Source organism: Rhizobacter sp. (assembly GCF_035702065.1).
GTDB lineage: Bacteria > Pseudomonadota > Gammaproteobacteria > Burkholderiales > Burkholderiaceae_C > Rhizobacter.
Genome location: NZ_DASSRA010000420.1, coordinates 1 through 11050 on the forward strand (window position 1 = coordinate 1; position 11050 = coordinate 11050).

The following is an 11050-nucleotide window of genomic DNA, read 5'->3' on the forward strand; positions in this document are numbered from 1 at the left end:
CGCAGCGCAATGGCCGTGAGCAGCAGGTTGACTTCGTCGTCGTCAACCAACAACACCTTGGGCTGGACCAGCAGATCGTCATCGACCAAGGCGGCGCTGGATGTCATGTGCTGTCAGCCCAGGATGCGCTTCAGTGCGGCCCGCACGACTTCGACTTCGGCCTGGAGTTGAATGATTCGGTCAGTCATTCCTTCGGATTGCTCCTGGCGGGCTCTGGATTCGACGTCGGAGCACATCTTGGAAAGCTTCATGGCCCCGATGCTGGCAGATGACGATTTTAGGGTGTGGGCCACATGGCGAATACCCCCCAGGTCATTGCCCTTCAGCGCATCTTGCAGCTGCGGCATGAGACGGCCGATGGAGCTTTCGAAGGCACTGACCACGCGCTCCATGAGGCGGTTTTCGCCGTTCGGGTCGAGCTCGCGCAGGCGCTCCAGGGCCTGGGCATCGAGCACACCGGAGTCACCCTCGGTGGTGCTCGGCTCGGCGGAGAGCTCGCCGGGTGCGGCACCGCCGGGCGCACCCGCATCACCAGAACTGGTGGCGGCTGCGGGGCGGAGATGTTTGGTCAGCATGGCAAGCAGTTGGCTCTGGCGAAACGGTTTGGACAAGTAATCATCGAAGCCAAGGCCCAGGAAGCGTTCTTCATCTCCCCCCAAGGCATTGGCCGTGACCGCAATGATCGGAGTATCTGCTGAAGTCAGGAAGTTGAAACGGCCCGCGGTACCACGGCGGAACCAGTTGAGTGCCTCCACGCCGTCCATGCCCGGCATTTGTATGTCCATCAGCACCAGGTCGAACCGCCTTTCGCACATGGCCCGCAAGCCCGCCAACGCACCGGTACTGACCTGAACCCGGCACCCCAGCGTTCTGAGCATCTGCCCGATCACTTCCTGGTTGACGACATTGTCTTCCACCACAAGGATGTGGGCGTTCAACCGTGGCGTCAATCGGTCGGTCTCCGGAATAGAGGCAGAAATGCCCAGAATGGCCTGCCTCAACTCCGCCTTGCGGATGGGTTTGGGCACGAACCGGTGGAAACCAGCCTGGTGCGCCGCCCGCACGTCGTCCGGGGCCGACACCGACGACAGCAGCACCATCTTCAGGTCGGGCTGGGCGCCGGCGGCCCGCAGGCTCTGGGCCACGCCCATGCCATCGAGCCGCGGCATGCGCATGTCGATCAGGGCCAGGTCGAACTTCGGGTCCACCGAGGTCTGCCCGAGCAGGATCTCCAGCGCCTGGCGGCCGTCCTCGGCCAGCACCACCTCCATGCCCCAGGCGGCGAGCATGTTGTCGAGCACGATGCGGTTGGTCTCGTTGTCTTCGGCAACCAGGATGCGCATGCGCGGCATGGACACCAGATCCAGGCCCAGCGAGGCACTGTCGGCCTCGACCAGACCGAGCGGAACCACGAAGCTGAACTCCGACCCCAACCCGGGGCGGCTGTTGACGACGATCTCGCCGCCCATCAGCTCGACCAGCTGCTGCGAGATGCTCAGGCCGAGCCCTGTGCCGCCATAGCGCCGCGACATGCCGGCGCTGGCCTGGGTGAACGCACTGAACAGGCGTGGCAACACCTCGGCTTCGATGCCGATGCCAGTGTCGCGCACCGAGAACTCCAAGGTGCCAGGCAACCCGCCAGGTGACGCCCGCAACGAGACCACCACCTCGCCCTGCTCGGTGAACTTGATCGCATTGGCCACCAGATTGGTCAGCACCTGGCGCAGGCGCAGCGGGTCGCCCTTGACGACCACCGGCAAGCCCGGCTCCTCGCGGAAGCTGAGTTCCAGGCACTTCTCGTGCGCACGCGGCGCCAGCAGCTCCAGCGTGTCTTCGACCACGCCGCGCAGCATGAAGTCGACGCTGGCCAGCTCCAGCTTGCCGGCCTCGATCTTCGAGAAGTCGAGGATGTCGTTGATGATCTCCAGCAGCGACTCACCCGAGCGGTACACCGCCTGCACGAAACGGCGCTGCTTGTCGGTGAGCGGCGTGCCCATCAACAACTCGGTCATGCCGAGGATGCCGTTCATCGGCGTGCGGATCTCGTGGCTCATGCTGGCCATGAACTGGCTCTTGGCCTGGCTGGCCTGTTCGGCCGCGGCGCGGGCGCGATGAAGTTCTTCGTCGCGGTCATGCTCGTCGGTCACGTCCGAGCCCAGACCGTAGACGCGGATGCGGCCGTCGGGCATCAGCCGCGAGCGGGTGCGCGAGCGCATCCAGCGCAGGCCCATGCGCGGGTGCCGGACGCGGTAGACGATGTCGGTGGGCTCCAGGCGCAGCTCGCGCTCGCGCCGCGCATCGAGCAGGGGCAGGTCTTCGGGCTCGACGTAGGCGTTGATCACCGAGGGGTCGATGGCAAAGTTCTCGCGGCTCACTCGCTGGCCGTCGTACTTGACCGTGGTCATGAACACGAAATGGTCGCGGTGCGGGTTGGTGACGAAGAGGCTGTCTTCGACCGTGTCGGCAAACTCGCGAAAGCGCGCCTGCGACTCCTGCAGATCGCGTTGCGCCAGCCGCTCCTGCGTGATGTCGCGTACCAGCGCAACCATCACCGTGGGCTCGCCCTGCGGGTTGCGCAGCGCAAAGTAGCGCGCCTCCACCACCCGCTTGCCGCGCGGCGTGTCGACCTCGAAGTCGCGGTCGACCGTGGAGTGCTTCGCCGTGGCCTCGGCCATGGCCACGTTGATCATGTCGCTCACGTGGCCGCCAAAGACCTCAGGCAAGGTCTTGCCGACCACGTCTTCGCGCCGTACCCCGAACTCGCGCTCGGCATGGGCATTGATGTTCAGGATGCGCTGGTCGCCCAGGTCGAACACATACAGGCTCGCCGGCAGGTTCTCGAGCAGGGTGTGGAAGAAGTCCTGTCCCGGGCCGCCTTGGGCTCCACGATCGCCCGGCCCCGCTGCGGGTGCCGGATCGGCAGCGCTCGGCTGCTGGCCCCCGACCTGACGCATGAGCATCGCTCCGGCCAGGGCGAGCGCTGCCACCAGACCCCACCAGCGGGCGGGTTCGGGAGCCACAGCCAGCGACAAGCCGGCCGACAGCGCAGCCACAGCCAGCAACAGGCGAAACGTCAGCGAGGGCATGGAGTCGAGGAGCGGACGGGACATCGGGACAGACAGTTCGCGGATGCCGAGCTGCGGCTTTCAAGGTCTACGGGTCTGTTTTCGGCAGAAACCCGGGTGACTTGAACCGCATCACGGCGCAGGATGAGCGATGGGTCAGTCCTTACAATCATTTCAATGACGTTTGCGCTGCTTTCCACCCTGGCACTGCTCTCCCTGCTGATCGCAGTCGCCGCCGTGGCATGGGGCCTGCAGGCCCAGCGCAGGCTGCAGCACTTGAGTACCGAGTTGCAAGCCAGCCGGGCCCAAGCCCAGGCACTCGCCAGCACGCTCGACGTGTGGCACTGGCACACCGACGCACAGCACCGGCTCACGCTGCTGCGCCCGCCCGCCTCCAGCGGCGCGCCCTGGTCTGCGCCCGACGGCATGCCGCTGCTGTGGGAGCACTTCCAGTCGGGTGACAACTCCTTGCGTGCCCGCGTTCAAAGCCAGGCTTCGCTCAACGCCCTGGCGGTATCACAGACCAATGCCGAAGGGCAGCCCGTGGCACTGCAGCTGCGCGGCGTGGCCTTGCTCGACGCGCAGGGCCGATTCGCCGGCCACGTGGGCACGGCCCGCGAAGTGCCGGCCGCCCCCGCCCCGGCGGCCCTGCCGGCGGCCACCCCGGCCGCAGCCGACGACGCCGAGGCCAGCGACCAGGAGTCCTTCAGCTACACCATCTCGCACGACCTGCGCGCGCCGATCCGTGTGGTGGAAGGGTTCACGCGCATCCTGAAGGAAGACTACGGCCGCCTGCTCGACCGCATCGGCAACGACCACCTCGACCGCGTGCTCGGCGCCGCCGCCCGAATGAACAGCATGATCGACGCGCTGCTCACGCTGTCGCAGCTGTCTTCGCGCCCGCTCGCCCGCCAGCCGGTCAACCTGACCCAGCTCATCGGCTACATCGTCGATGACCTGCGCCGCCAGTCACCGGAGCGGCAGGTCGAGGTCTACATCGAGAAAGGCATGCAGGTGCAGGGCGACGCGACGCTGCTGCGCGTGGCCCTGGAAAACCTGCTCGGCAACGCCTGGAAGTACACCGCCAAGAGCCGCGAGCCGCGCATCCGCTGCGAGACCACCCAGCACGAGGGCCACCTGGCCTTCTGCGTGCACGACAACGGCGCCGGATTCGACATGCGCTTCGCCGACCGCCTGTTCGGCGTGTTCCAGCGCCTGCACAGCGCGAGCGACTTCCAGGGCACGGGCGTCGGGCTGGCTTCGGTGCGGCGGATCATCCGCCGGCATGGCGGCGACATCTGGGCCGAAGGCGAGGTCGACCGCGGCGCGAGATTCGTCTTCTGGCTGGCGCCTTAGGCCTCGCCCGGCTTCGACAGCAGTTCGACCGCTTCGAGCAAGCGCTCGGCCTGCACGTGCAGCGGGCGCGATTCGGTGGTGGCGAGCTTTTGCAAGCGCTCCATGGCGGCGCCGCGCGAGAGCGAGTAGCGGTGCATCAGCACCCCGACCGCCATGGCGATGGTCTGGGCCAGCGCATCGCCGGTCTGGCCATGCGAGGTGTTGGCGGCCTCGACGTGGCGCTTGCTGAGCTGGGCGAAGGCGGCCTCGACGGCGGGCACGATCTGGCGGATGTCGAGCGGCTTGACGAGGTAGGCCACCGCGCCGAGCTCTTTCACCTGCGCCACCGTCGCGTCGTCCGAGAAGGCCGACAGGAACATGAAGGGCATCTGGCAGTACTCGCGCAGATAGGCCGCCACGTCGAAGCCGCTCTTGCCTTCCATGCGGATGTCGAGCAGCGCGAGGTCGGGGCGGTGGGCGCGGGCCAGCAGGATGGCGTCATCGCCGTTGTCGGCGTCGATGATCTCGTAGCCGGCAGCGGCCAGGCCGTGCGTCAGCGTGGCCAGCACCAGCCGGTCGTCGTCGACCACGAGAATCTTGCCTTTTTGCGCAGTCACCATGAGCCCCGCTGCAGAGATGGTCGATTGTCTCTGAAACACCACGCCGCCACGTGACCGGCTTGTAAGCAGCCGCAAAGCCGTCAGAAAGGCTCGAGGCGTGTGACGCCGGGCGACACCAGCGCGATGGTCGCCACCACGTCGTCGCCCTGCTGCTCCACGCTCAGGCTGGCGCTGCGCCGCGGCAGCAGCGCGCGCACCAGGCCCAGGCCCGACACCCCACCCGGGAAGCGCGCCAGGCTGAAGCCGGGCGGCAGGCGGCCACGGTTGGCGACGGCGATCTGGATGGACGCATCGCCGCACACCAGCCGGCAGTGCACGGCCGAGGGGTCATCGACCGCCGCGCTGTGCTTGATGGCATTGGTGAGCAGCTCGTTGATGGTGAGCGCGATGGGGATGGACTCCGCCTCGGGCAGCGCCCACAGGTGCGGCGCCGGGCCCTCCACCGTGAGCTTGATGGTGCGCCCGAAGGTGCGCTGCACAGAGCCGGTGATGGCCTCCAGCACGCTCTTCACGCGCAGCGGCCCGGTCACGCCGACCTGCAGACCGTAGACCTGCGCGATCGCCTGCACCTGCCCCACCACCTCGGCCATGGCCGAGGCCATCTCGGGCTTGCGCGCGCCGATCTGCTGCAGCAGGCCGGCCACGCCTTGCAGGTTGTTCTTGATGCGGTGGTGCACCTCTTTCACCAGCATCTCGCGCTGCGCGATGGCGGCCTCGAAGCGCGCCTCCTGCGCGGCGCGCTGCTCGGTCACGTCGGTGGCCACCAGCAGCAGCTGGTCGGGCGGCTGGCCAGGCGCGGCCAGCGGCAGGTAGCGTGCGTCCCACAGGCGCATCTCGCCGTGGGATTCGACGCGGTACTCGCGCTGCGTCACCTCGCGCGACGCCAGGGCCTGTGTCATGTCATGGCGGCGTTGGGTGGCCACTGCAGGCGGGTAGGTCTCCTCGGGCGTGCGCCCAATCAGCTCGGCCACGGCATGGCCGGCGCTTGCCGCGGCGAGCTGGTTGACCTGCAGGATGCGCAGGCTGTCGGCGCCGTACAGCGTGATGGCCAGCGGCGCGGCCTCGATCACGCGCTGCAGCGAGGCCTGCGCCTCGGCCGTGCGCGCCTCGGCCTGGCGGCGGCGCTCGATGTCGAGGAGGGCGTAGGTGAGTTGGCGGCCGGTCGACTCGCGGCCTGTGACGACGGCATTGCCCACCACCCAGAACTCGCGCCCGTCGCGTGCCGTCACCTGGCATTCGAAGGTCTCGGCCTGGCCTTCGACCAGATCGTCGAGGTACTGCGTCTGCCGGAAGGGGTGCGCAGGGCCGGGCGTGGCCACCGTGCTCATGGGCTGGCCCACGAAGTCGGCCAGGTCGCCGCCGAACATGCGCCGGGCCGAGCGGTTCATCCACTCGATGCCACCCGGTCCCACCGTGACGATGCCCACCAGCACCGAGTCGAGGATGGCCCGCGTGCGCTCCGCCTGCAGGCCCACCGCCTGCTGCGCGCGGCGGCGCTCGTCGACGTTGACGTACGAGGCGATCATGCCGAGTTCGGGCCGTTCCTCGTCGACCAGGCGGATGCCGACCTGCACCCAGATCAGGCTGGCGTCGCGCCGGCGCAGCTGGCGCTCGCCCTGCCAGCGACCGTGCTCGCGCAGCGACGCCTCGATCAGGTTGCGCGCCAGCGCGTGCTCGGCCGGGCTCGCGAACAGGGCCGACATGGGCAGGCCCAGGCATTCGGCGGTGTCGTAGCCGGTGAGGTGGCACATGGCCTCGTTCGCACGCTGGATGACGGAGTCGCGCACGAAGGCGATGCCGACCTCGGTCACGTTGAACATCAGCTCGCGGTCGCGCGCCAGCGCCTGCAGCTCCATCTGCTGCGCCTTCAGGCGCGTGATGTCGGAGAGCACGGCTATCGCTTCCGAGGCGTCGCCCGCCGCGCCGGCCTGGCGCACCGTGAGCGCACACCACAACCGCTCGCGCCCCGGCAGGTCGATGGCGATTTCGGACTCGAACACCTCGTTGCGTTCGAGCGCGGCCTCGATCTCGCTCACCAGCAGCTGCGCATGCGGCTGGCTGGCGAACAGCTCGTGCACCCCCGAGCCCACGACCGTGCCCGCGTGAAAGCCCAGCAGCGACTCGAAGCGGCTGTTGCAACGCACCAGCACCTTGCCGCGCAGGTAGGCGATGCCGGCGGTGGTGCTCTCGAGGATGGTGGTCATCTCGTGCAGCAAGGTCTCGCTGCGCTGCTGCGACTGGTGCTGCTCGGTGATGTCGAGCGTGACCACCGAAGTCGTGCGCTGGCCCGACGCCAGCGTCGCCGGCTCCACCCGCGTGAGCAGCCAGCGCTGGCCGAGCTCGGGGTGGCGGATGGCATAGCGCACCTCGGCGCGCTCGGCATGGCGCAGCGCATGCTGCAGCCGCTCGTACTCGGGCAGCGATTCGGGGAGCACCACGTCGCGCCGGATCGACTGCAAGGCCGCCGAGGCGGGCAGTTCCTCACTGCCATCGGTACCCGCGTGGGGGCTGCTGTGCTGCACCCAGCCCGACTCCTCCTGGAAGGTGGCCAGGCCCACACCCGCCGTGTCGAGCAGGGCGCCGATCTGCGTCTGCGCAAGGTCGCGTTCTTCTTCTGCGCTGCGGTCTTCCACCACCGCCATGTAGCGCCGCTGGTGGCTGGCCGTGCGGTAGCTGCGCACGGCCGAGCGCAGGCGGCGCAGGCTGCCGTCGCCATGCATCACCCAGGCCTGTGCCTCTTGCGGGGCGGAGCCGGGTTGCAGGCTGTCGAGCGGGCGGCCATCGTGCCAGCACAGCAGCTTCTGCACGCCGGGCTCGGCCTCCGACATCAGCACCGGCACGTGGCCCACCAGCGCCTCGAAGGCGGGGTTGGTGCGCACCAGCAGGCCCTGCTCGTCGAACAGCACCATGCCCACCGGGCTCAGGTCGAACCAGTCATCGAGCTCGCGGCTCGCCCGGTCGGCGCGTTCGCGCGCCACGTGTTCGGCGGTGCTGTCCTGCAGCACCGAGAGGTAGCGCGTGCGGCCCTCTTCGTCGACCCAGGTGCGCCAGGTGGCTCGGAACCAGCGCTCGCGGCCGTCGGCATGGATCAGCCGGCGCTCCATCAAGCGCGCCGGCTGCCCCGGCTTGGACATCTCGCCGACCTCGGCCCGGTAGGCCAGGCTCAGCTCGCGGTCTTCGTGGGGCTGCAGCTCGATCGGGTCGCGGCCGATCAGCTGTTCGGCACCGTAGCCCGTGAACTCGGCGTAGGCCTCGTTCACCCGCACGAAGCGGAAGTCGCTGTCCTGCACACAGGCGGGAAAGGGCGACTCCCAGTACAGGTCGACCAGCGCGTTCGACATCGAAGGGGTCGCGCCCATCGCATCGCCGCCGGGCACGCGCTCCTGGGAGACCACCGGAACGGCCGCCAGCCGCAGCGCCCAGCGCTCGCCTTCGAGCGGCGACAGCGCCACGCCAAAGCGACGCCCATCGGGCAGTTTCAGCGTGTCGGGGATGTCGGGCCGCGGCGCCCCGATGCGCTGCACGCCCTTGTTCAGCACCTGGGCGATGGCCGAGACCAGCGGCTCGCCCAGCAATGGCTGCAGGTCGACCAGCGCACTGCCGGGTTCGGCACGCAGCAGCCGCAAGGCTGCAGTGTTGGCGTGGTAGACCCGCGCGCTGCGGTCCACCACCACCACGGCATCGGACAGCACATCGAGGAATTGCCGCAGGGCCTTGGGATCGAACATGGTCGCGAAGGGGGCCGCCCCAGGGGCGAGGCGGCTTCGAGTGTACGCAGCCGTGCGCTCCCGTTTCGCCTGTGGAGAGCCCCGACATTTGCTTACCAGGCAGCCGCCGGGCACCGACACACTGGCGAGATCGACAACACGCCCGAGCCCCCATGCGAAGTGGCAACCCCGGCACAGCCCCCTCCCCCTCCCGCGCCACCTTGCAAGGCCTGTTCATCGCCATGGCCCTGCTCGCCGGCTGCGGAGGCAGCGGTGGCGGCGACAGCCCCTCAGCCAGCCCAACTCCTTCCTCCGGCGCCGGCCCCGACCCTGCTGCCCCCATCACGCCCACAGGCCCGGTGTACTACTTCGCCGATTGCCAGGCCGGCGCGACCGCAGGCTGCACCGCGGGCAACAACAGCAACGCAGGCACCAGCGCCGACGCGCCCAAGCGCGATCTCACCGGCTTCAACGTCAACACCCTGCCGGCCGGCACGCAGCTGCTGTTCAAGCGCGGCGGCGCCTGGAACCACAGCACCGTGCGCGTGGACAACCGCAACGCCACGGTGGCCAACCCGCTCATCTTCGACGCCTACGGCAGCGGCGCGGCGCCTTTGCTGCGCGTGGCCAGCAACTACGGCTTCGAGTTCGGCGAATGGCAGAACACCGCGGCAGACGGCGGCTACATGTTCCGCAACCTCAAGCTCGACGGCCTGGGCACCGGCCAATGGGGCTTCTGGCTGCGCGGCCTGCTCAACGGAGTGGTGATCGAGAGCGTGGAGCTCACCGGTTTCGCCATCGCCATCAACGCCCAGGGCGGCGACCCCATCAGCGGCATCACGGTGCGCAACTCCCACATCGTGCGCAACCGCGACATGGGCGTGCTGGGCAACTACAGCGACAGCGTGTTCGAGGGCAACCTGTTCGAGGCCAACAACTTCTCGGGCAGCGGCTTCAACCACGGCACCTACCTGTCGGGCCACGGCGCGGGCGCACGCAACATCGTGCTGCGCAACAACCGCTACATCCGCAACTCGGTGGTCAACGGCACCTGCACCGGCGGCAACATGACCTTCCACGGCCTGCTCGACAACGTGCTGATCGAAGGCAACACCATCGAACAGGACGCCGCGGCGGAAGGCTGCTGGCTGATGTCCATCACCCAGGGCTACACCGACCCCGAAGGCTTCACCCGCTTCGTGGTGCGCAACAACAAGCTCGTCAACGGCGGCAACACCGGCCTGGCCGCGCAGTCGGCGCCGGGCATCCTGGTCGAAGGCAACGTGGTCATCAACACCCAGGCCACGCCGCAGACGGCCATCGCCGTGGGCCACACCGACTACCCGAACGGCGACCTCGCCGACGGCAACGCCGTGGTGCGCAACAACACCGCCTGCTACCCCACGCCGCACGCCAACAGCGGCGTGACGCGCGTGATCGCACCGAGCTCGACGGTCACGGGCAATGTGATGCTGACGGGCGCCGCAGCAGCCAGCGGGGTGTGCGCACGCTGAGGCGCGCCAGTCCTACTCGACTTGCGAAGCCGATGTGAGCGCGCTCAAGATCGAGCGATTGATCTCGCTCATGCTCAGCATCAGCGTGTCGGCGGCCTGGCGGATGTCGTACACCGACTCGTTCTCGACCGCCTGCACCAACGCGAAGTACGGCTGGTACGGGCCGGAGTGGTCGACCAGGGCCTGGTACACGCGCTCGGGCACCGGGATGCTCTTGAGCAGCTCGGAGAAGGGCTGCTTGAACATGCGGTCGAGCAACGAGAACACACCGCAGATGAACATCTCGTTGCGCATCTCTTCGTCGCCCACCGAACGCACCAGCTCTTCCATCAGCAGGCCGCGGCGCACGGCGGCGAACATCACCGGCTTCATGTTGGCGTCGTTGCCGGCCGTGGCCAGCAGCAGCGCCAGCCAGCGCTTCAGGCGCGCGTACCCCAGCATCATGATGGCGTGGCGGAAGGAGCTGATCTCCACCCGCAGGCCGAAGGCCGGCGAGTTGATGTAGCGCATCAGCTTGAAGGCCAGCGACGGGTCGCGCTTGAGCGTGCCTTCGAGCTTCTCGATGGGCTCCTGCTTGTCGACGCGCTGGATCAGCTCGACGATCACCTGCAGCTCGGTCGTCGGCGGCTTGCCCTTGGCCAGCGCGGTGTTGATGACGTCGTCGATGGGCCAGCCCAGCACGGCGGCGGCCCCTCGGGTGAAACTGCTTTCCATGTCCGTCACGCTGCTGACACCCGACTGGACGTGTGGAATGCTGCGCGTCACGGCACCCGGCGCATGCGCCCCTTCGCCGGCACGGCGGTCATCGG

At 68.5% G+C, this 11050-nt stretch carries 6 protein-coding genes; 2 read left to right on the top strand and 4 right to left on the bottom strand.

Features of this window, described 5'->3' with window-relative positions; all coding sequences use genetic code 11:
- Positions 1–113 precede the first annotated feature (113 nt).
- Positions 114–3110 carry a response regulator gene (locus tag VFL64_RS18605; RefSeq protein ID WP_489541873.1) on the bottom strand — a complete coding sequence of 999 codons (2997 nt, stop codon included), beginning with the start codon at positions 3108–3110 and terminating at the stop codon, positions 114–116.
- A gap of 132 nt (positions 3111–3242) precedes the next feature.
- Between VFL64_RS18605 and VFL64_RS18610 the strand changes: the two genes are divergently transcribed.
- The gene (locus VFL64_RS18610) at positions 3243–4421 is read left to right on the top strand and encodes a sensor histidine kinase (protein ID WP_489541874.1); all 1179 of its coding nucleotides are present in this window, start codon (positions 3243–3245) and stop codon (positions 4419–4421) included.
- Here the strand turns inward: VFL64_RS18610 and VFL64_RS18615 are convergent.
- Together VFL64_RS18615 and VFL64_RS18620 are read right to left on the bottom strand one after the other, a co-directional pair.
- Positions 4418–5020: an ANTAR domain-containing response regulator gene (locus VFL64_RS18615; protein ID WP_489541875.1), complete on the bottom strand. Its 603-nt coding sequence runs from the start codon at positions 5018–5020 to the stop codon at positions 4418–4420. The genes VFL64_RS18610 and VFL64_RS18615 overlap by 4 nt on opposite strands.
- Before the next feature lie 80 nt (positions 5021–5100).
- Complete coding sequence (locus VFL64_RS18620; RefSeq protein WP_489541876.1) at positions 5101–8748, bottom strand: PAS domain S-box protein; 3648 nt, start codon at positions 8746–8748, stop codon at positions 5101–5103.
- 200 nt (positions 8749–8948) lie between these two features.
- On the opposite strand from VFL64_RS18620, the gene VFL64_RS18625 reads away from it, so the two are divergent.
- Positions 8949–10241 carry a right-handed parallel beta-helix repeat-containing protein gene (locus VFL64_RS18625; RefSeq protein WP_489541877.1) on the top strand — a complete coding sequence of 431 codons (1293 nt, stop codon included), beginning with the start codon at positions 8949–8951 and terminating at the stop codon, positions 10239–10241.
- A gap of 12 nt (positions 10242–10253) precedes the next feature.
- On the opposite strand, the gene VFL64_RS18630 is transcribed toward VFL64_RS18625, so the two are convergent.
- Positions 10254–11050: EAL and HDOD domain-containing protein (locus VFL64_RS18630; protein ID WP_489541878.1), on the bottom strand; the 797-nt coding region annotated here is incomplete at its 5' end.

Bases quoted from the DNA above. Each gene is read 5' to 3' on its own strand.
- VFL64_RS18605 (WP_489541873.1), bottom strand. From the start codon at position 3,110: ATGTCCCGTCCGCTCCTCGACTCCATGCCCTCGCTGACGTTTCGCCTG.
- VFL64_RS18620 (WP_489541876.1), bottom strand. From the start codon at position 8,748: ATGTTCGATCCCAAGGCCCTGCGGCAATTCCTCGATGTGCTGTCCGAT.
- VFL64_RS18615 (WP_489541875.1), bottom strand. From the start codon at position 5,020: ATGGTGACTGCGCAAAAAGGCAAGATTCTCGTGGTCGACGACGACCGG.
- VFL64_RS18610 (WP_489541874.1), top strand. From the start codon at position 3,243: ATGACGTTTGCGCTGCTTTCCACCCTGGCACTGCTCTCCCTGCTGATC.